This is a genomic window from Shewanella colwelliana ATCC 39565 (assembly GCF_000518705.1).
In the GTDB taxonomy this organism is placed as follows: Bacteria; Pseudomonadota; Gammaproteobacteria; order Enterobacterales; family Shewanellaceae; genus Shewanella; species Shewanella colwelliana.
The window spans coordinates 173520-194547 of sequence record NZ_JAEC01000008.1 but is presented as its reverse complement, the minus strand read 5'-3'; the positions used below and the strand labels follow the sequence as shown (position 1 = coordinate 194547).

Below are 21028 nucleotides of genomic sequence, written 5' to 3'. Positions count from 1 at the left end.
CTCAATCCTTATTTGCCAGCGTGATACACACCTGAGCCACACGCTCGGTTGCATCAATAACTGCGACATCTTTAGCATGTTGGCCCATCTCGGCGAGAGCCTTACGATCTGACGCTAACATCTGCAATTTGCTGATCAATTTTTCACAATCTAATACGGCTTGCGGTAACAAAAAGGCACCGCCAGCCTCTACTAATACCTGAGCATTTTTGGTTTGATGATCATCCACCGCGTGAGGGTATGGTACGAGTAAACTCGGTAACCCTACCGCCGCAACTTCAGACACTGTTAATGCGCCTGCCCGGCAAAGCACCACATCGGCCCAGCGATAGGCAGCTTCCATATCGTCAATAAATTCAGCTACTTTTACACTGCCTGAATGCCCTAACTGTTGATACTCATTCTCAACCGCCGCTAAATTACCTTTACCCACTTGGTGCCATACGGTGATCGAATACTGCTTACTGACTGCGCCTGTCACAGCCGGCATCAGATCGTTAAACACCTTAGCCCCTAAACTGCCACCAACCACCAATACCCTTAATGCGTCGTCATTGGCCTGCTCGCTCGGCTTTTGCCCTAATGCAATTAACTCGGCACGAATAGGGTTGCCGACCACTTCGGCGCCCTGCTCAAAGGTATCGTTAAACGCGCATAAAACTCGGCTTGCGATACGAGACAGCAGTTTATTGGTCATTCCAGGAATGGCATTCTGCTCATGCAAGACCAAGGGAATGCCACTTAGTTTTGCCGCAACACCGCCAGGGCCACTGGCAAAACCACCCATGCCTAATACCACATCTGGCTTAAACTCATTAATGACTGCTTTGGCTTGAGCAATCGAGCGCAAAATTTTAAATGGCGCAGCTAACTTGCGCATAAGCCCATTGCCACGGACGCCTTTAATGTCGATAAAATCGATATCAAAACCATGCTGCGGTACCAAACGTGCTTCCATTCGTTCCGCCGTACCAAGCCAGCGAACTTGCCAGCCTAGTTTGGCCAAATGCTTGGCCACCGCTAACGCCGGGAATACATGTCCTCCCGTGCCGCCAGCCATAATCAAAATACGTTTATTTGAGACCACTATTTCACCCTGCCTTGTACTGCCTGAATAAGGCCTAATCGTCGTTCATGGTCAATTCTAATCAACAACATTGCTGCTGCGGTCATCACCCACAAGCTACTGCCACCGTAACTGATAAAGGGCAGTGTTAATCCTTTAGTGGGTAACATGCCGATACTGGCGCCTACGTTAACAACGGTCTGGAAACAGATCCAAATACCGATCGCATAGGCAAGATAACCTTCAAAGGCTCTATCTTGCAGTAAACACAAATTGCCTAGTTTTATGGCTCTTAATGCGATAAATAGCAGCACTGATAACACAACTATGATGCCCAAAAAACCAAGTTCTTCACCAATAACGGCAAAGATAAAATCAGTATGCGCTTCAGGCAAATACTCTAGCTTCTGAATACTGTTACCCAGCCCTTGCCCAAACCAATCCCCTCTACCGTAGGCCATCAAAGATTGGGTTAACTGATATCCACTGCCAAATGGGTCTTGCCATGGGTCCAAAAAGGATGTCACCCGTCGCATACGGTAAGGCTCAAGTAAAACCAGCCCAACAAAAGCCATCGCCCCAGTCAGGATCAATGCAAAAAAATCTAATAATCGAGCGCCCGCTAAAAAGAGCAAGCCAACGGTGCCTACAAACAGCACGACCACAGTACCTAAGTCAGGTTGTAACAAAATTAAGAAGGCATAAACTGCAAACACGGCAATCGGCTTATAAAAGCCTTTAGCGTTCTCACGCACCTCTTGATGACGCCTGACTAAATAACCCGCCATGTAGATAGCAAAAGCAAACTTCGCCAGCTCTGCCACCTGAATTCTGATGGGACCAACGGTTAACCATCGAGTCGCCCCATTCACCGTAGTGCCCACTATCGGCACCAACAACAGCATAATGCCTACAACCAACAGCAATATCGGGCTAAGTTGTTGCCAACGATACATCTCTATCTGCAGCACGACGGCTGCAATTAACATACATCCCACAACATAGGCCACATGACGCCAGACAAAATGGTATGGGTTCCCCGTTAAACTCTGCGCCTCTGGCATGGAGGCAGACATCACCATCACAAAGCCAAACCCAATAAGCGCCACCACGGCAAACAACAAACTACGGTCATACAGTTGCATGCCCGGCGCTTCTCGCTGACTGAACAGATTTGGCAATGACCAGCTGATACTGCTGCCAAATAGGTTCAGTTGACGATCATCGCTACGCATCAATCACCTCAGTGTCGAGCGCCATGACTTGTTGTCTAAAATCATCACCTCTCGCCATGAAGTTGGCATACATATCAATACTTGCGCACGCTGGAGACAGTAAAACGATATCGCCAGCCTTTGCTAACTTAGCCGCCTCTTTTACCGCTTCCGCCATCGATTCAACCTTAACGGCACCTTCAAACTGCGCAGCAATTTTGTCACCATCCATCCCTAAAGTGATCACCTGAGCGACGTTTTGTATAACAGGCGCAAGAAGCGAGAAGTCTGCACCTTTACCATCACCGCCAGCAATCAGGATAATCTGACCTTGGTGATCTTCAAGCCCTTTTAATGCTGCTATCGTCGCACCAATATTGGTCGCTTTAGAATCATTAACAAAGCTCACACCTTGACGTGTCGCCACCAACTCACATCGGTGCGCGAGTCCGGTAAACTGGCGAGCAACGCTAATCATTGCTTTTTTGTCGATACCCGCACTGTCGGCCAATGCCATCGCCACCAATAAGTTGGCGTGGTTGTGACTGCCCACTAAGCTCACATCATTCACACTTAGGTATTCAGTGCTCCCATGGACTAACATCCCAGCTTGAATCCCCCATTCATCACCACCTGGCGCCGATAAACCAAAGCTAGTTTGATTCATAGGATCATTCGGTTTAGTTAGGGCATCATCACGGTTAAATAGCGCCAATTTCGTCTGTCGATACAGATTTAACTTAGCTTGACGATAAGCCTCAAGGTCGGCATACCTGTCCATATGATCTTCGCTGATATTAAGGCAGGTCGCGCTGATGCATTTAAGGCTATGAGTGGTTTCTAGTTGGAAACTTGATAGCTCAAGCACGTAAAGGTCATAACCCTTATCCAGCAGATTCAATACGGGAACGCCGATATTGCCACCTACGGCATAATTAATCCCAGCTTCTGCTGCCATCTCGCCCACTAAGGTCGTCACCGTCGACTTTCCATTTGAACCTGTAATACCAATCACACAAGCAGGCAGTTCTGCAATGGCTCGGGCAAAGAGCTCTACGTCACCGACAACATCAATGCCCATATCAACCGCAACGCGGATCTCTGGCGTATCCATAGGAATGCCTGGGCTGATCACAATTTGCGAGGCTTGAACTAGATAGCGACAATCAAAGCCCCCCGTCAATAGCAATACTTCAGGGAAGTCACTAGCTAGGGTCTCGCGCCCAGGAGGGTTTTCACGGCTGTCCATGACCAGAGGTGTAATGCCCTGCTTGGCTAAATAACGCACGACTGAAAGCCCTGTGGCGCCCAGTCCTAATACGATATGCGTATAGCAACTTGCCATATCTGCTTACCTTAGCTTTAGTGTTGCTAAACCTAGCAACACTAAAAACAGTGAAATAATCCAGAAACGCACAATCACTCGTGGTTCCGGCCAGCCTTTCAACTCATAGTGATGATGGATCGGTGCCATTCTGAAAATGCGTTGTCCCCTTAGCTTGTAGGAGCCTACCTGCAAAATCACCGACACAGTTTCCATCACAAAGACCCCACCCATGATCACCAATAGGATCTCTTGACGCACCAATACTGCAATCGTCCCTAACGCTGCCCCTAAAGACAACGAGCCCACATCCCCCATAAATACTTGAGCGGGATAAGTGTTAAACCACAAAAAGCCGAGCCCTGCGCCCACTATTGCGGTACACACAATCACTAGCTCACCCGAACCGGGCAAATAGGGAATATGCAGATAATTTGAAAATTGAACATGACCAGAGAGATAGGCGATCAATGCAAATGCGGCAGCCACCATGACGGTTGGCATGATAGCTAAGCCATCTAGTCCGTCCGTTAGGTTGACTGCGTTGCTTGAACCCACAATAGTAAAATACGCCAGTACGATATAAAACACGCCCAATTGCGGCATCACATCTTTAAAGAAAGGTACCACGAGCTGGGTTTCACCAGGATCTTGCGCCGAGGCAAAGAGATAAAAAGCAATTGCCAATGCTGCCAAGGATTGCAGAATATACTTCCAGCGCGCGATAAGCCCCTTTGTGTCTTTGCGCACAACTTTACGATAATCATCAATAAAGCCAATTAAGCCAAATGCCGCTAGAACAAATAGCATCACCCACACATAGCGGCTACCTAGGTCTCCCCATAGCAGGACACTGATAAACACCCCTGCTAAAATCAGCAAGCCACCCATAGTCGGCGTGCCGCGTTTGCTAAAATGAGATTCTGGGCCGTCATTGCGCACCACTTGACCTATCTGCAATAGTTGCAGACGCTCTATCATTTTCGGGCCCCACCAAAGGCAAAATACCATCGCGGTAAGTAGGCCAAGAATGGCACGAAAAGTCACATATGAAAAAACGTTAAACCCACTATAAAATTGGGTTAAATACTCCGCCAGGTAAACCAGCATTAAAACAACTCCTTGCGCTCAAAAGCAGCAATTAAGGCCTCTACCACCCGCTCCATTTTCGCGCTGCGTGAACCTTTGACTAACACAGTAATGCTTCCATCTAACTGGTTAAAATAATTAACTAAATCGATTACCAATTCATTGATATCAGTAAAATGACGTCCCGAAAAAGCCTCACTGCTATGTCGGCTTAGTTCTCCCAAAGAGAACAACGCATCGATCCCCTGCAACTTTGCCTTTTCGCCCAGTTGCTGATGTAAAAGGGACGCATTGTCACCTAATTCGCCTAAATCGCCCAGCACTAAACAGCGATTTCCTTCAATTTCTTGAAGCCAGTCAATTGCAGCCCCTACAGAAGCGGGATTCGCGTTGTAGCTGTCATCAATCAACAAAATGCGTCCCAATTGAGTCGGTACCATTCTGCCTTTGACTGGCGCGAGTAATTTCAAGCCGTTAGCAATATTTGTAAGGGACAAGCCCAACGCAAGACAGATTGCAGTCGCCGCAAGCGCATTACTCACTTGGTGACGACCCGCAAGCGGAAGATGAACCTGCTCAACGTGCGTTTGGTAACTTAATTCAAACTGATAACGCCCCGTCACATCCGCTTGCAATGCTGTCGCGACAACATCAGCGTGTTTGCCTGAGGCCGAAAAACTAATTTGTGGGTACGCCGCTGCAGCTTGGCGCATCACCTCGACAAAATCATCATCGGCATTAATGACAGCAGTACCGCCATCGGCAAGATGATTGAAGATTTCTGACTTAGCCTTAGCCACTCCCGCTAATGAACCAAAACCCTCAAGATGAGCAGAAGCCACGTTATTAACCATAGCGACGTCGGGCTTAACCAGTTCAGAGGTATAATCGATTTCACCAATGTGATTAGCCCCCAACTCGAACACACCAATTTCATGTTGTGGTTCGAGGCGCAATAAGGTCAGAGGCACGCCAATCTCATTGTTAAAATTGCCTGCGGTATAAAGCACTTGGTGATCTTGAGACAAAATGGTCGCCACCATCTCTTTGACGCTGGTTTTGCCATTCGATCCCGTCAGAGCCACAGACTTAGGAGCAATACGCTGCTTGATGTATGCCCCAATTAATCCCATGGCTTTCTGACTATTCGTCACCACTAGCTGTGGAAGATTCAGCGGTAACTCACGTTCTACCAACATTGCCGATGCACCGTTTTCCAATGCGGTTTGCGCAAAATCATGGCCGTCGAACCGCTCCCCTTTAAGGGCGACAAATAGTGTTTTGTTATCGACGACTCGGCTGTCACTCGATACCTTTTCTATCGTTAGGTCATTACCCACTAACTGGGCACCTAACTGCTCCGCGAGCGTCGACAAACTTAGCGGGATCATCGTGTTCTCCCTGATATCTCGAGCGCTAAAGCTCGTTCATCATAGTCGAGACGCTGGCCGTTGATCTCTTGGTAGGTCTCATGCCCTTTACCTGCAAGCAAAATAAGATCGCCAGGCTCAGCCAAAGCAACCACTTGTTCAATGGCCTGCTGACGACTGACCTGTGTCAATGCTAAATCAGGTGCCTGCAGACCAGCGACCACATCACTGATAATTTGCTCAGGAGATTCGCTACGGGCATTATCGCTAGTGATCATTAAGCGATTGGCATGTGCTTCGGCAGCCTGGGCCATCAATGGGCGCTTACCTTTGTCTCTATCGCCACCACATCCAAATAGACACCACAGTTGGCCAGCGCAATGACCTCGCAATGCCTTTAATGCTTGTTCAATGGCGTCGGGAGTATGCGCATAATCAACCACCAGTGTCACATCATCTTCACAGGTAAAGCGTTCCATACGCCCAGCTACTGGTGTCAACGCTGACACATGTGCAAGTAGCGAACTCATTGAATACCCGCAAAGATATAGCGCTCCCAACGCCGCGACTAAATTAGACAGATTAAACACGCCTAATAGCGGTGAATCCAACTTAGCTTGCCCTTCTGGCCACACTAAGGTAGCGCTTACCCCTTGACTGTGTTGTGTTACCTCAGTGGTATAAATCGCGGCTTCTGAATGCCCTTGCACACTAAAGCCCACCAGCCCTTTACAACGTTTGTCATGTAACCACTGCAAACCCAGCGGATCGTCTAAATTAATTAAGCCATTTGAAAGAGAACTAAAACGAAACAGACGCTGCTTAGCAGCGCCATAAGCATCCATGGTGCCATGAAAATCTAAGTGATCCCGACTCAGGTTAGTGAATACCGCCACATCGAAAGGCACAGCTTCTATACGCCCCTGTGCCAACCCATGGCTTGACACTTCCAGCGCACACACTTTGGCACCTTGACTGTTATATTCTGTCAACTGACGCATCACAGTAATGGGATCGGCGGTGGTATTACCGCTATCGACTAACGCTCCCCATAAGCCATTGCCTAAGGTGCCCATCACCGCACTTTTCTGATGCATCAGCTCACTTAACTGCGCAATAAGTTGTGTAACCGACGTTTTCCCGTTAGTTCCGGTCACCCCTATCAACTTCATTCTCTCTCGACCTAAGCTATAGAGCTGTGATGCCAAGGCTGACAGTTGACGCTGCAGTTGGAAGAAATAGATCTGTAGGCCACCCTCATGGCTCACTTTGCCATGCTCTTGCGGATCATCAGTATGGATTAACGCCGCCACCGCACCTTGCGCAAAAGCGGATGCTACAAAACGACGCCCATCAACTTGAAAACCAGGCACAGCAACAAAAACGCTATTAACGCCCACGTCTCTGCTATCTAAACTCAGGTGAGTCATCGACTCAGGTCCAGCATAATGGAACCAAGGTGCGAGAAGATCACTAATCAGCATCACTCTCCCCTCCTAACATTGCCAGCAAGTTTCACTTTTTCACGAGCACTAATTGGCTCAACATTTAACATTTGCAACGCCCCTGACATCACTTTTGCAAATACCGGTGCCGCAACATCGCCACCGTAATATCTATCACCCTTAGGCTCATTGACCACAACCACCATCGCCAGCCTTGGGTTATGCACTGGGGCGACACCGGCAAATAGTGCCACATAATCCTCGCCATACCCCCCAGCAACGGCTTTACGTGCCGTGCCGGTTTTACCCGCAACAGGGTAACCATCAATGTGTGCTTTTTTAGCCGTGCCGCCGGGTTCAGTGACACCGATCAGCATCTCCATCACCTCTTGTGCCACCTTTGGAGAGATGACTTGTTCGCCTTCGGGTTGATGTTTTAACTTCAATATGGACGCAGGATAGAGCACGCCACCGCTGCCTAACATGGCGTACATTCTGGCTATCTGCAGTGGTGTAACCGTAAGTGCATAACCAAAAGAGAGCGTTGCACGCTCAAAATCAGACCAGCGACGTCTGTCATGGATAAGACCTGCACTTTCGCCTGGAAGGTCAATCCCCGAGTAGCTGCCAAGCCCCATTGCTTGGTAATAACCCAGCAGTTCCTGCACTGGCATTGAAAGCGCGATTTGCGTCATGCCCACGTTGCTCGAATGCACTAACACGTCGCCTAAGCTCATATCACCATAGTTGCGACCGTCGCGAACAATTTTGCCACCAATACGAATGCGACCAGGATGGGTTTTAAAGATCTGATTTTCTTTAATCGTGCCAGCCTCAAGTGCCGCTGCAACCACAAAAGGTTTAATGGTTGAGCCGGGCTCATAGGCATCGGTTAATGCGCGATTTCGCATACGATAACTTTGTAAGTTTTCGCGGGAATTGGGGTTATATGATGGTGTATTCGCCATCGCCAACACTTCACCAGTGTGCACATCTAACACCACAATCGACGCCGATGTGGCTTGGTTTATCTCAGTGGCGCGCTTAATTTCACGGTAGGCAAGCTGTTGAATGCGCTGATCGATGCTCAATACTAAGTCATTTGAGCTTTCACCGGTTTGCACCATATCTAAGCGTTCGACGACATGACCATCACGAGACTTACGTACTTTTTGCTTAGACGGAGTGCCCGTAAGCCAATTGTTATAGGTGTTTTCAATACCTTCGATACCCACGTCATCGATATTGGTCAACCCGACTAACTGAGCAGAGATTTCGCTCGTAGGATAGTAGCGGCGCGACTCAGATTTAAGATAAACACCAGGTAATTTGAGCTGCTTTATATAGTTAGCTACGGCAGGAGTGACCTGGCGCTTAAGATAGGTAAAGCGTTTCTTAGGGTTAGATTGTACCCGCGCTAAGATCTCATCTTTAGGTTCGTGCAACACATCGGCTAGCGCCTGCCAACGTCGCATATCAGTAAAACCATTTTTATCATGCACCACTTTGGGGTCGGCATAAACCGCTTTAACTGGCACACTAACTGCTAGCATTTCACCATTGCGGTCGGTGATTAGGCCACGATGCACTTCTCTGCTCGTGGTACGCAGAGTACGCATATCACTTTCGTGACGTAACTTTTCAGGTTCTATGATCTGAATGTAGGCAGCACGACCAACCAAGCTGGTAAACAGCACACACACAAAAGCCACCACGACGTATAAACGCCAGTGGAACAATTGTGGTTTTTGCTTACGCTTAGCCTGCTTATTCACGGTACTCTTACCACCACTTCTTCGTTGGGCAGCGGTCTGCTCATATTTAACTCTTTGGTTGCAATACGCGTCACTCTGCTATGTTCCGACTGCGACTGCTCTTCGAGTAACAGATTACGCCATTCGATATCTAAACGGTCGCGCTCCTGTAACAACTGGTCCCATTGGCTCGTGTATTTACGACTGGTATGACTGGTGTAAACCACCAGCACCGCATTAGCTAATACCACAAACGCCAATAACAGCACCCACTTGTGGTGCCAAAGGTCCAGTAAAACAATTCGGGTTAGGTTAAGATGTGATTTACTCACTAGCGCTTCCCCTACCTCAATATCTTGCTATTAAATTAATAATCTAAACGCTCTGCGACACGTAATACTGAGCTTCTTGCTCTGGCATTACGCTCTATCTCTTCTGCTGAAGGTTTCGTTGCCTTACCCACAGCTTTGAGCAATCTGGTTTTATTGATCTCCGCTTCGGTGATCGGTAACCCATGAGGGACCGACTCCCCTTGGCTATGACGACGGATAAAACGTTTCACCATACGATCTTCTAGGGAGTGAAAGCTGATCACCGATAGTCGTCCTTGCGGCGCTAAGACGGTCAAAGCACCTTCAAGAGCTTGATCTATCTGTTCTAACTCACTATTGATATAGATACGGATGGCCTGAAAAACGCGCGTTGCTGGATGCTTATTCCGCTCTTTGCTTTTGGTGATACGCGCGATTAAGTCGGCTAGCTCCTTGGTACGCAAGAAAGGGGTAGCCTCTCTGTCTGCGGCGATACAGCGTGCAATATGGCGGGCATTCTTCTCTTCACCATAGGTTTTAAATACCCATGCCATATCTTCAATTTCAGCGCGAGCAATCCACTGCGCAGCAGTCTCTCCTTGAGAGTTATCCATACGCATATCTAACGGCCCATCGCGTAGGAAACTAAACCCACGCTCAGCATCATCTAACTGCGGAGACGACACACCAAAATCAAACAAGATACCGTCAATTTTTCCTTTAAGGCCAAGTTCTTCAACATACTGAGCCAACTGACCAAATCCACCATGAACAATAGAAAAACGCGGGTCGTCAGCAAACTGCGCCGCTGCAGCAATAGCTTGTGGGTCCCTGTCGATTGCAACCAAACGGCCATTGTCACCTAGGTGTTTTAATACTTCTCGAGAGTGACCACCGCGGCCAAAAGTGCCATCAATATAGATGCCATCTGGCTTAATGTTTAGCCCGGCTACGGTCTCATTTAATAGCACTGATAGGTGCGCAAATTCTTGGGTCATGACTCTCTTCTTACGTTTGTTGTTGGTCTCTTTATTACAAAGAGAAATCCGCTAGACGTTCACTGTTTGCAAAAGCATCACTCTGAATCGTTTCACGGCTAAGCTCGATCTGTTGCTGCCACGCAGCCTCATCCCACAGCTCAAATTTGTTTAATTGCCCTACTAACATTGCGTGCTTATCTAAATTGGCATATTGACGCAGCGGTGGTGGCAAAAGTAAGCGGCCATTTTTATCCAGCTCACACTCGTGGGCATAGCCTAATAACATGCGTTTCATTGCACGCTCTGTGGGTTGTGTATCTGACAACTTTAAAAGTTTGGCTTCTATCTCTTGCCAAGCTTGCAGCGGATATAGCAGTAGGCAGGATGACTCAAAATCAACGGTAATGACTAATTGACTATCAAATTCAACGTGCAAGGCTTCTCGGTATCGCTTTGGAATAGCGATCCGTCCTTTGGTATCAAGGTTAATAGCACTTGCCCCACGGAACACGTTAGTTCATCCTTGCCTTGGTTAAGAGATCCACAAATATCCACAATTTCCCACGAATGCTAAGTTTAGAGATAGTACGCAAGTATTGTCAAGGGATGAAACTATTTATAAATCCAGTATTCAAGCGGCTTAGGAGCCCATTTCTGAAAATTAATTAATGGGTCAACAAAAGGATAAATGTGGTGTTATTTGACAAATAAGCTGAAAAAACAAACAGAAATATGCTAGGAAATGTCACGCAGAGATCGTAAAGTGGATCCTAATCCCATATAAGGCACTCTTTAACCGATCATTTCATCTTTAACTGTCGCCCAGTCATATAGATCCGACGATGCCGGCAATTCAAAGGCCATTAGGGAACAAACCCAATAACCTCTATCAGATGACGCCACTAATATTAAATTATGTTAACCACTCACCAATCAATAATAATTAGAAAATCACACAAATGGTTGACACTGTTTGCCGCAGTGCAAATACTGCTTTGGCTGATTTCAGGCTTATATATGGTTATCATGGATATCGACTTCATTCGTGGTAAACATCTTACACACAAAGCCACATTGACGATTCCAACCGATAAAACACTGATCTCGATAGGGGAAGTACTTCGACACTTTCCTGGTGCTACTCGCGTTAACCTATACCCTAGTGCCAATGAACCTCGTTACCAAGTTGTCTTAGCAGACCGTGTCATCTTTATCTCAGCTTATAATGGACAGCCAGTGCAACAAGTGACCCAAGCTGAAGCCGCGCTCATGGTAAACCAAGTCTTTAATGGCTCGACCAACGCAATGACTGCAAAGTTGGTGACCGAAAATGCCCCTAGCGAACTTAACCCACGTTTGCTGCCAGTATGGCAATTTTCCATCAACGACACAGTCAATACACGCCTCTATATTTCGGCGACTTCAGGCATGCTTGTTACCCAGCGTCACGATTATTGGCGTCTTTTCGACATTATGTGGATGCTACACATCATGGACTATGAGGACAGAGAGGATATTCATAATCCCTTACTTAGTCTGATGAGCCTGTTAGCATTGATGACGGTACTGACAGGGTTAGCACTCGTTTTTGTCGCCTTTGCCAACAAGCCATCGGAGCGATCATGATGTCGATGCAAATACTCCATCGCTGGCTAGCTGCGATTGTTGGCCTTCAACTGTTTATTTGGGTAGCGACGGGATTAGCGTTTAACCTTATCGATAGCCAACACCTTAACGGAAACCACTATCGACAAAAAATGACGGCTCCCCCTGTCGATACCGCCTCCGCGCTAGCTGAACCCTCGCAGCTCTTGCTGCAATTCCCCACGCAAACCGTTTCAGCCATCACACTCGACAACGTGCTCGGTAAAGCGCTATATCGCGTCACAAGTGATAAAGGAAAGTTCGGTTTTTGGGCCACGGATCTGTCACCAGTAAAACTAGAGCCCGACCAATTAAAACAATTGGCACTATCGAGCTATTCAGGCTCAGGGCAAGTCATCGCCATCGAATTAGCTAATGACGTCGCCGATAAATACGCGGCATCATCAGCGTTATACCGAGTCGATTTGCAAGATGAGCGCAACACCCATATCTATGTTGATGCAACAACCGCAGAGGTCGTAGCCCATGAGAATTGGGGTTCCAACCTAAAACAGCTGCTGTTTATGCTGCATTTCATGGATTACCTTCCCGACAACGGTGTCAGTTTTAACCACATAGCAATACGTATAGTAGCGACCATAGTCCTGCTGCTGGGTATCAGTGGTGCTATCTTGGTCATCAGGAAACTGAAGCATGGCCAATACCGAATCGGGCGTGCACACTCCGAGAACAACACCTTGATACTCCTCTCGCCCGATAATGAACCATTGGAAACGATAACTATCCATCATAGCGGAATGCTGGATGCTCTCAATCATCACAAGGAGCGTATTCGCACCAGCTGCGGCGGTGGTGGGCAATGCGGCATGTGCAGAGTCAAGTTTATCGACCACCCGCCACTAGCTACCGACCAAGATAGAAGCAAGCTCACTGACGACCAACTCAATGACGGCATTAGACTTAGCTGTCAACACCAGGCGATGGGGGGTTGTGTGTCACTCGTCAATGCCGCACAGCTACGCCACTATATAAAACTATCCTCTATACTGGACTAAATCTCAGCCTAAATTTTAGCCAGAGGTAGCCGATATATAGAATAGGAGCTGCAAAGGTTGGGTAAAACAGGGAGATAAAATGGTTGGCTTAGATAGTCTATACGCCATGCTAGCGAGACCGGTAAGACAGGTCACACAGCGTAAGCGCATGGTGGAACAAACTGAACACATAGAAGGGGTGCACGCTGATAGCCATGAGGCACCTCAGTCTCAACTGCCCCCAAACCTCGAAAGACGTCACAATATCTTTGAAAGGCGGGAATCATCGCGCGGCGATCGACGTGGCCAATCAGCACGCGATGACGCAATGCTAAAGGCCGAGAAAGAGGCTCTGGAATCTCCATTGCCTCATATCGATATTGACGTCTAATGTCAGCCAACGCTTACCCGGTGACTTGTGCCACCGCGTTTTGCCAGCCTAAATAGAGTGACTCTCTTTGCTCATGGCTAATGGCTGGCTCAAAGCAACGGTCGATACCCGCTTTATGTTTCAATTCAGCCGTTGAGTGCCAAAAACCCACTGCAAGTCCCGCTAAAAACGCGGCCCCCATAGCTGTCGTCTCTGTGACGCTTGGACGCTGCACCTCTACATTGGTGATATCAGCTTGAAACTGCATCAGGAAATCATTGGCCACCGCGCCACCATCGACTTTAATTTGCTTCAATTGCACTCCACTGTCTTTGGTCATCGCGTCCAATAGATCTCGGCTTTGATACGCTATTGCTTCTAAGGCTGCACGAATGATGTGGTTACGATTAGCTCCTCGAGAGAGGCCCACTAATGCCCCACGCGCATTGGCATCCCAATAGGGGGCACCTAAACCAACAAAGGCGGGAACAAGATAAACCCCATTGCTATCAGCAACTTTAAGGGCAAAATACTCTGTATCTTGTGCATCTCGAATTAAGCCCAGTTCATCACGTAACCATTGAATCGTGGCGCCGCCCATAAAAACAGAGCCTTCAAGGGCATAGTTGACCTCACCTTTAGCACCAATAGCAATCGTGGTTAACAAGCCATGATTAGACTTAACCGCTTGAAGCCCAGTATTCATCAACAAGAAACAACCTGTACCGTAGGTGTTCTTTGCCATCCCTTCATCAATACACAACTGACCAAATAAGGCCGATTGTTGATCGCCTGCCATACCAGCCACGGCTATCTCACCACCTTCGCCGGCAATACGCGTATGACCATAAATAGCACATGAGGGCTTAACTTCTGGCAACATACAACGAGGGATATCTAACTCTTTAAGCAACACATCATCCCACGCTTGTTGATGAATATTAAATAGCATGGTCCGCGATGCATTGGTGGGGTCCGTCACATGTACCTTACCTTCTGTGAGTTTCCATACTAACCAAGTATCTATAGTGCCAAAGAGGAGCTCTCCCGCTTCTGCGCGCGCACGCGCGCCTTCAACATTGTCGAGAATCCAACGCACTTTAGTGCCAGAGAAATAAGGATCGAGCACCAAACCTGCATTGTCTTTAACATATTCCTCTAACCCGCGTGCCCTTAGTTCTTCACACAGATCACGACTACGACGGCACTGCCAAACAATGGCATTGTAAATAGGTTTACCTGTGACTTTGTCCCACACGACTGTGGTCTCTCTTTGATTGGTAATGCCAATGGCAGCCACTTCGTCACTATGGATCCCCGCCCGAGCAAGTGCCTCAATTAGCGTAGAACTTTGAGAAGCCCAAATCTCCATAGGATCATGTTCAACCCAACCCGCTTTAGGGTAGATTTGTGAGAATTCACGCTGAGAAACCGAAACGATATTTGCATCATGATCAAACACTATCGCCCGTGAACTGGTAGTGCCTTGATCGAGAGCGATGACATACTTTTTCTTCACGCTATAACTCCAACCGTTTATTGACGAGTTTCAATTAACTTGCCCACCTCAGGTGGTGCAATATCATCGACGGGTGGTGTGAGTTCGACATCATCACAGGCATGCGCGGGCAGATACCAAAACTCGGCAATTTTACCGCCTTCAATTCTGAAATTACCAATGCTACATTGGCTCAATAGTTCCCCTTCATTTAGCCAGGTGACTCGCTCCACTGTGCTGACAAAATGAGAAGAGTGAATCATAGATAGAATGGTGGCGTTAGCCTCGCCTAAGGTTTCAAAATAATCCGCCATTGCCGCGCCAAACTGTGCCTTACCAGCTGTTTCAACTTCTATTTTGGTGCCAGTGATATGCATCCAGCGTACATCATCAACCACATGTTGCAGCATCTGTTCGACACTATGTTGATTGTATGCCCCAATAAATGCCTCAACCACATCGGTGGTCTGGGGCGTATTAGCCACGGCAGCTAGCGGAAACACTGACAATCCTGCGGCAAGTAGTAAGGGTTTCATTTTGCACCTCTTATTTTAGCGTGTTTAATTGGGAAGATGGCACACAACGAGATGCAATGCATCGATACCATTTCCGCGTAAAAATTAAAGTTAATTCACTCGCGTCTGTTGCTCCGTCGAACTTAGTTTGGGTTCGAATTCAATACTGCCACCGACGGGCACACGAGCATTGCTCAAAACAAAGATTAACGACAGTGTTTTTGGAATTCAGCATAAACCCACAACAACCGCACGTTAATGCTCAGCAGACTCTAACAATAGATTGATAATTAGATGAATATAATCCGATGAAGTTCATATATCCAACAAATAATCTTACCGCCTTGAAAATGACAGCCCGAGGCACGCCTATCGCGCGAAATTTGCAAATACCGATAACATTAATAACGTACTCTATTAAGCATATGCTTTAATCACGCTCTGCAAGCTCATCCACAGGGGAGGAGTCATAGGCAAAAAAAAGGGCGCCACTAGGGCACCCTTTCTCCAACGTTCACCGATTAGAAACGGTAGTTAGCCTGCACACCAACTAGCATAATGTTACCGCTAGTTGTTCCCGTAAATGTGCCACCAAATGGCGCAGACGAGAGATCAGAACCAATGCCTGGACGAGGCTCAACAACAGGTGACTCATCAGCTAGGATATAGGTAAAACCAAAATCCAAATCTAACTGCTTGCTGTATTGATAGCCGTAACCCACACTCAGCCATAGGCGGTCCATCTCAGGGATGGTCAACGTACGGTTGGCATCAGATACCGCTGACTTGTCGTAGGCAATACCACCGCGCAACGTCGATTTTGCCGTTAAATCATAAGTCGTACCAACAGCGAAACGATAGCTGTCTTTCCAGTTTTCTTGCTTAACAAGTTGATCTGGGTTTGGCAGCGCTGGAATAACCGCTTCTAGTTTTTCGAATGAGCTCCAATCAGTCCAATTTACGCTGGCATGAATCGCTAACTTTTCAGTGATCTGATGGAAAGAGGCTAGCTCAGCCGTTGCAGGTAGAGATAACTCCATAGAACCCGCCATTTTCAGGTTGGGATCCCTAGGGTTAAAGGCTAAGCCATTCGCTTCACCTTCAAGGTTGAAATCCACTGCCGAGCGATAGTTAATACCGATACGATTATTCGCATCAATCTGCCAGGCACCACCTAACTGCCAACCCCAAGCGGTATTGTCGCCTTCCATATATTTAAGGGTTGTGCCTTTAGGGATCGTAATACCACCCATTGACGGCGGTAGCATGGTATCTGCAGAGCTCTTAGCGCCAATACTGCCTTCACCAAGTACAAAACGAATACCAGCACCAAGACTAAATTGCTCATTTATACGGTAAGCTACATTCGGGTTAATCTCTACAGTGGTTACAGAGGCTTCATTACCAAACTGAGTGCCACGGAAATTATCATCCAACTCAGTCGCCATACCAAAGTTACTGCCAATACCTAAACCTAAGAACCATTGTTCATCTAATTGATGAGACATGTAAAAATTAGGCACCACTGCATCATCTGCAATATCTTTAGCTGACGTCGCATTAACGCCATCAACGTAAGTGACTTCGCCGTCGATATCGATATTAGGCATCACTAAGATAGCACCCGCCGTCATCTGAGTACCCTGCAGGTAAGTTAACATCGCAGGGTTACGATTTTGTACTGCAGCATTATCAGCCATTGCGGCTTCACCCGCATAAGCACGGCCTAAACCTGTGGCAGAATATTCGGCTAACTGGAATCCGGCAGCGTTAACTTGGGATAGCGGTGCTGCGATAGCCGCAATAACGGCTAGAGATAAAATACGCTTGTTCATTGTGGCTCTCTTTTTGTTATCAACTAGACTTAGAGTTTTAACTCCAGTTCTTTATTGAGCCGCAGTCTACTTATACAGAGTATCTTTACAAGCAAATAAATTATTTCAGTGTTTTATGCTGGTCAAAGTACAATCAACCAGTGAAGAAATGGCAATACAAAGCCTTTTAAACAGGTGCCTTCATCTAAAAGTGTGATCTTGATTCGCTTTATAGATTTATAACAAAGCGTGGTGACAACCAAATAAACTTTAAAAACAACCACTAATGATTTTCAGATTGATATACACCTGTTAGCTACGTTAACACCTAAAACACCAGCACAAATCACTGGCTAACCACCAATTTGGCTTTAACAATCAGTAAATATCAGCTAAATCACCGTAAAAACACAGGTTTATCACTGCGGCAATGACCAAAAAAACAAAGCCAGTAGCGCAATTAAGTGCTACTGGCTACATTTTTTACATACCTAAGTACATCTGTACGCTAATTCATATAGGTCGTGTGTTACGCTCTCCAAGCGGGCAGATTAGACTCATAGGCGGCAATCGTGTCGTTGTAAGTTAGGCTGATACCAATCGCATCTAATCCATTAAGTAGATTATGTCTGGCCGATTCGGCAATCTGAAAACTAAAGTGAGCACCAGAAGGCGAGGTCACGGTTAGCGCTTGCAGATCCACTGTAATTTCAGCCCCTTCGGTGGCGCTAACTTCATCCATCAGTTGCTGCACTTCAGTCTCTTTTAATCTCACTGGTAGCAGGCCATTATTGATTGAGTTGCCATAAAAAATATCAGCAAAACTGGGGGCAATAATCACCTTCAAACCAAAATCAGCTAGCGCCCAAGGTGCATGTTCACGACTGGAACCACAGCCAAAGTTCTCTTGTGCTAGTAAGATAGAAGCACCAGCATATCGCGGTAAGTTCAGGCTAAACTCTGGGTTTGGCTCATCGCCCGCATCATCCAAGTAACGCCAATCATGAAAAAGGTGTACACCAAAGCCATCACGAGTCACTTTAGACAAAAACTGTTTAGGGATGATCTGGTCAGTATCGATATTGGCGCTATCGATAATCACAGCAACGCCAGTATGGGTAGTAAATGCTTGCATAATGCTCTCCTAGTAGGCTTTGCGTATATCGACAAAATGACCGGCTACAGCGGCCGCTGCGGCCATAGCTGGACTCACTAAGTGCGTGCGACTGCCACGTCCCTGACGCCCCTCAAAATTACGATTACTGGTTGATGCACAGCGATCCCCAGCTTCAAGCCTGTCGTCATTCATGGCTAAACACATTGAGCAGCCAGGTAAACGCCACTCAAAACCCGCCTCGATAAAGATTTTATCCAAGCCTTCCGCTTCTGCCTGCTCTTTTACTAATCCTGAACCAGGCACAACAATAGCCGTCACTCCAGGTGCAACCTTGCGTCCTTTGGCTTGATTGGCAGCAGAACGCAGATCTTCAATACGTGAGTTGGTACATGAACCAATAAACACCTTATTAATGCTCACATCAGTCATCTGAGTACCCGCTTCCAGCGCTACATACTCCAATGCTTTCTCTATACTGGTGCGCACCGTTGAGTTTTCAGCATCAAGCGGGCTCGGCACCGGCTGATCGATGGCCACCACTTGACCAGGGTTAGTGCCCCAAGTCAATTGCGGCGCAATATCGGCAGCCTCCAGCACGATATAGGCATCAAATGTAGCCTCATCATCACTCTTTAGCTCACTCCATGCCGCTAGGGCACTGTCCCAATCGCTGCCTTTAGGCGCAAACTCGCGACCTTTCAGGTATTCAATTGTCGTCGCATCAGGCGCGATCATACCCGCCTTTGCTCCCATCTCAATCGCCATATTACATACTGTCATGCGTCCTTCCATTGAGAGTGCTTCAATCGCCTCTCCACAGAACTCAGCGACATAACCTGTGCCGCCATCCATGCCAATTTTCCCAATAATGGCCAGCACGATATCTTTGGCAGTGATGCCATCGGCAACATGACCACGGACTTCAATCTTCATGGTTTTTGCTTTGAGCTGACGCAAGGTTTGCGTCGCCATAACATGTTCAACCTCAGAGGTACCGATACCAAAAGCCAATGCACCAAACGCACCGTGAGTCGCGGTATGTGAGTCGCCACACACTATAACCGTACCAGGTAAGGTGATGCCAAGTTCTGGCCCCATAACATGAACAATACCCTGATTTTTATGGTGGATATCATAGAGACGAATACCAAACTCTTCGCAATTTTGCGCCAAGGTTTCCACTTGAATACGCGCCATTGGGCTAAGGGCATCTAAACTTGCGCTCTTAGTCGAGGTGTTATGATCCATGGTTGCAAAGGTTTTTTCTGGGGCGCGCAGCCTGCGTCCAGCCACCTTCAAACCGCTAAAGGCTTGAGGTGATGTCACTTCATGCACTAAGTGTCTATCGACATAGATTAGCGGCGCTTCGCCTTGAGGTGCGGCAACAATATGGCTGTCCCAAACCTTTTCATACAATGTTTTAGCCATTACTTTGCCTCTCTTACTGCTTGAGCGATATAGTCACCCATTTCGCTGGTCGATTTTGCATTCGCACGTTCACTCGCAGGTAATAGCTCACCGGTTAAGTAGCCATCACCAAGCGCTTGTGCCACGGCAGTTTCAATCGCTGTGGCCGCAGCCTCGAGCTTCAAGCTATGACGTAACAGCAGTGCAGCAGATAGGATCTGTGCCACTGGATTTGCGATACCTTGCCCCGCAATATCTGGCGCACTGCCACCAGCAGGTTCATACAAACCAAAGCCATTGCTATTTAGGCTGACAGATGAGAGCAGTCCCATAGAGCCTGTTAACATCGCAATTTCATCCGAAATAATATCGCCAAACAGGTTGGAGCAAAGCATGACATCGAAATCAAATGGGCGACGCAGTAACTGCATGGTGGCGTTATCTATATAGATATGCTCAAGTTCGACATCAGGAAAATCTTTAGCAACCTCTTCAACCACTTCACGCCATAACACTGAGCATGCCAGGACATTGGCTTTATCAACCGAGGTGACCTTTTTACGACGACCTTGAGCCGCTTCGAAAGCGATTTTAGCAATACGACGGATCTCTTTTCGGCTGTAGCGCATGGTGTCGAACGCTTCTTCCTCTTCACCTTCTCCTTGACGCCCCTTAGGTTTGCCAAAATAGATCCCCCCCGTCAGTTCGCGCACACATAGCACATCAAACCCTTGCGAAGATATATCGCTTCGTAGCGGTGACATATGCTCTAAACCGCTGTGCAATTTAGCTGGACGAATATTACAAAATAACTCAAAGTGACCACGAAGCGGCAAGAGCGCTCCACGTTCAGGTTGATCATTTGGCGGTAGGTGTTCCCACTTAGGTCCACCAACAGAGCCAAATAAAATCGCATCGGCTGCCTCACACCCTTTAAGTGTTGCCTCAGGTAATGGACAACCGTGATTGTCGATCGCCGCGCCACCCACATCGTATTCGCTATATTCAATATCTAATGAAAAACGCGCCTCAACAGCACTCAGCACCTTACGTGCCTCCGCCATCACTTCGGGGCCAATTCCATCACCGGCTAATACTGCTATTTGATAACTCAT

General features: G+C 47.4%; 19 protein-coding genes. 3 read left to right on the top strand and 16 right to left on the bottom strand.

Annotated features, from left to right (window positions below; translation table 11 throughout):
- Position 1: 1 nt before the first annotated feature.
- From murG to mraZ, 10 genes are read right to left on the bottom strand one after another with little or no spacing between them, the layout of a single operon-like run.
- Positions 2–1087 carry an undecaprenyldiphospho-muramoylpentapeptide beta-N-acetylglucosaminyltransferase gene (murG, locus tag L876_RS0106575; protein WP_028763073.1) on the bottom strand — a complete coding sequence of 362 codons (1086 nt, stop codon included), beginning with the start codon at positions 1085–1087 and terminating at the stop codon, positions 2–4.
- On the bottom strand, positions 1087–2301 hold the full coding sequence (ftsW, locus tag L876_RS0106570) for a cell division protein FtsW (RefSeq protein WP_028763072.1): 1215 nt from the start codon (positions 2299–2301) through the stop codon (positions 1087–1089). Before ftsW ends, murG begins: the two co-directional genes overlap by 1 nt.
- Positions 2294–3625, bottom strand: a complete 1332-nt coding sequence (murD, locus tag L876_RS0106565; protein ID WP_028763071.1) for a UDP-N-acetylmuramoyl-L-alanine--D-glutamate ligase — start codon at positions 3623–3625, stop codon at positions 2294–2296. Before murD ends, ftsW begins: the two co-directional genes overlap by 8 nt.
- A 6-nt stretch (positions 3626–3631) precedes the next feature.
- Positions 3632–4714 carry a phospho-N-acetylmuramoyl-pentapeptide-transferase gene (mraY, locus tag L876_RS0106560; protein WP_028763070.1) on the bottom strand — a complete coding sequence of 361 codons (1083 nt, stop codon included), beginning with the start codon at positions 4712–4714 and terminating at the stop codon, positions 3632–3634.
- Positions 4714–6084 (bottom strand): UDP-N-acetylmuramoyl-tripeptide--D-alanyl-D-alanine ligase, encoded by a 1371-nt coding sequence (locus L876_RS0106555; protein ID WP_028763069.1) that lies wholly within the window; start codon positions 6082–6084, stop codon positions 4714–4716. Before L876_RS0106555 ends, mraY begins: the two co-directional genes overlap by 1 nt.
- Complete coding sequence (gene murE / locus L876_RS0106550) at positions 6081–7550, bottom strand: UDP-N-acetylmuramoyl-L-alanyl-D-glutamate--2,6-diaminopimelate ligase (RefSeq protein ID WP_028763068.1); 1470 nt, start codon at positions 7548–7550, stop codon at positions 6081–6083. The genes L876_RS0106555 and murE overlap by 4 nt, the downstream gene beginning before the upstream one ends.
- A complete protein-coding gene (locus L876_RS0106545) occupies positions 7547–9283 on the bottom strand; it encodes a peptidoglycan D,D-transpeptidase FtsI family protein (RefSeq protein ID WP_028763067.1) in 1737 nt (578 codons plus the stop codon). Before L876_RS0106545 ends, murE begins: the two co-directional genes overlap by 4 nt.
- Positions 9280–9594, bottom strand: a complete 315-nt coding sequence (gene ftsL / locus L876_RS0106540) for a cell division protein FtsL (protein ID WP_028763066.1) — start codon at positions 9592–9594, stop codon at positions 9280–9282. Before ftsL ends, L876_RS0106545 begins: the two co-directional genes overlap by 4 nt.
- Positions 9595–9629: 35 nt before the next feature.
- Complete coding sequence (gene rsmH / locus L876_RS0106535; RefSeq protein ID WP_028763065.1) at positions 9630–10571, bottom strand: 16S rRNA (cytosine(1402)-N(4))-methyltransferase RsmH; 942 nt, start codon at positions 10569–10571, stop codon at positions 9630–9632.
- A gap of 34 nt (positions 10572–10605) precedes the next feature.
- A complete protein-coding gene (gene mraZ, locus L876_RS0106530) occupies positions 10606–11064 on the bottom strand; it encodes a division/cell wall cluster transcriptional repressor MraZ (protein ID WP_028763064.1) in 459 nt (152 codons plus the stop codon).
- Between the two features lie 506 nt (positions 11065–11570).
- Between mraZ and L876_RS0106525 the strand changes: the two genes are divergently transcribed.
- The 3 genes from L876_RS0106525 (at position 11571) to L876_RS0106515 (ending at position 13583) form a co-directional block, all read left to right on the top strand.
- Entirely contained in the window at positions 11571–12179 is a 609-nt protein-coding gene (locus tag L876_RS0106525; protein ID WP_156029385.1) for a peptidase, read from the top strand.
- Positions 12179–13213, top strand: a complete 1035-nt coding sequence (locus L876_RS21260) for a PepSY domain-containing protein (protein ID WP_162148994.1) — start codon at positions 12179–12181, stop codon at positions 13211–13213. The genes L876_RS0106525 and L876_RS21260 overlap by 1 nt, the downstream gene beginning before the upstream one ends.
- Positions 13214–13292: 79 nt before the next feature.
- Positions 13293–13583, top strand: a complete 291-nt coding sequence (locus L876_RS0106515) for a hypothetical protein (protein WP_028763062.1) — start codon at positions 13293–13295, stop codon at positions 13581–13583.
- A gap of 13 nt (positions 13584–13596) precedes the next feature.
- Here L876_RS0106515 and glpK read toward each other — a convergent pair whose 3' ends face one another.
- The 6 genes from glpK to leuB form a co-directional block, all read right to left on the bottom strand.
- Positions 13597–15081 (bottom strand): glycerol kinase GlpK, encoded by a 1485-nt coding sequence (glpK, locus tag L876_RS0106510; RefSeq protein ID WP_028763061.1) that lies wholly within the window; start codon positions 15079–15081, stop codon positions 13597–13599.
- 17 nt (positions 15082–15098) lie between these two features.
- Complete coding sequence (locus L876_RS0106505) at positions 15099–15596, bottom strand: nuclear transport factor 2 family protein (RefSeq protein ID WP_028763060.1); 498 nt, start codon at positions 15594–15596, stop codon at positions 15099–15101.
- Between the two features lie 500 nt (positions 15597–16096).
- Positions 16097–17410, bottom strand: coding sequence for an outer membrane protein transport protein (locus L876_RS0106500; protein WP_028763059.1), 1314 nt, complete (start codon positions 17408–17410; stop codon positions 16097–16099).
- Positions 17411–17918: 508 nt separating this feature from the next.
- Entirely contained in the window at positions 17919–18524 is a 606-nt protein-coding gene (gene leuD, locus L876_RS0106495) for a 3-isopropylmalate dehydratase small subunit (RefSeq protein WP_028763058.1), read from the bottom strand.
- A gap of 9 nt (positions 18525–18533) precedes the next feature.
- Entirely contained in the window at positions 18534–19934 is a 1401-nt protein-coding gene (leuC, locus tag L876_RS0106490) for a 3-isopropylmalate dehydratase large subunit (RefSeq protein WP_028763057.1), read from the bottom strand.
- Entirely contained in the window at positions 19934–21028 is a 1095-nt protein-coding gene (leuB, locus tag L876_RS0106485; RefSeq protein WP_028763056.1) for a 3-isopropylmalate dehydrogenase, read from the bottom strand. The genes leuC and leuB overlap by 1 nt, the downstream gene beginning before the upstream one ends.

Bases quoted from the DNA above. Each gene is read 5' to 3' on its own strand.
- leuC (WP_028763057.1), bottom strand. From the start codon at position 19,934: ATGGCTAAAACATTGTATGAAAAGGTTTGGGACAGCCATATTGTTGCC.
- mraY (WP_028763070.1), bottom strand. From the start codon at position 4,714: ATGCTGGTTTACCTGGCGGAGTATTTAACCCAATTTTATAGTGGGTTT.
- L876_RS0106555 (WP_028763069.1), bottom strand. From the start codon at position 6,084: ATGATCCCGCTAAGTTTGTCGACGCTCGCGGAGCAGTTAGGTGCCCAG.
- ftsW (WP_028763072.1), bottom strand. From the start codon at position 2,301: ATGCGTAGCGATGATCGTCAACTGAACCTATTTGGCAGCAGTATCAGC.
- leuD (WP_028763058.1), bottom strand. From the start codon at position 18,524: ATGCAAGCATTTACTACCCATACTGGCGTTGCTGTGATTATCGATAGC.
- L876_RS21260 (WP_162148994.1), top strand. From the start codon at position 12,179: ATGTCGATGCAAATACTCCATCGCTGGCTAGCTGCGATTGTTGGCCTT.
- L876_RS0106525 (WP_156029385.1), top strand. From the start codon at position 11,571: ATGGTTATCATGGATATCGACTTCATTCGTGGTAAACATCTTACACAC.
- rsmH (WP_028763065.1), bottom strand. From the start codon at position 10,571: ATGACCCAAGAATTTGCGCACCTATCAGTGCTATTAAATGAGACCGTA.
- murD (WP_028763071.1), bottom strand. From the start codon at position 3,625: ATGGCAAGTTGCTATACGCATATCGTATTAGGACTGGGCGCCACAGGG.
- L876_RS0106500 (WP_028763059.1), bottom strand. From the start codon at position 17,410: ATGAACAAGCGTATTTTATCTCTAGCCGTTATTGCGGCTATCGCAGCA.
- leuB (WP_028763056.1), bottom strand. From the start codon at position 21,028: ATGAGTTATCAAATAGCAGTATTAGCCGGTGATGGAATTGGCCCCGAA.
- L876_RS0106515 (WP_028763062.1), top strand. From the start codon at position 13,293: ATGGTTGGCTTAGATAGTCTATACGCCATGCTAGCGAGACCGGTAAGA.
- L876_RS0106505 (WP_028763060.1), bottom strand. From the start codon at position 15,596: ATGAAACCCTTACTACTTGCCGCAGGATTGTCAGTGTTTCCGCTAGCT.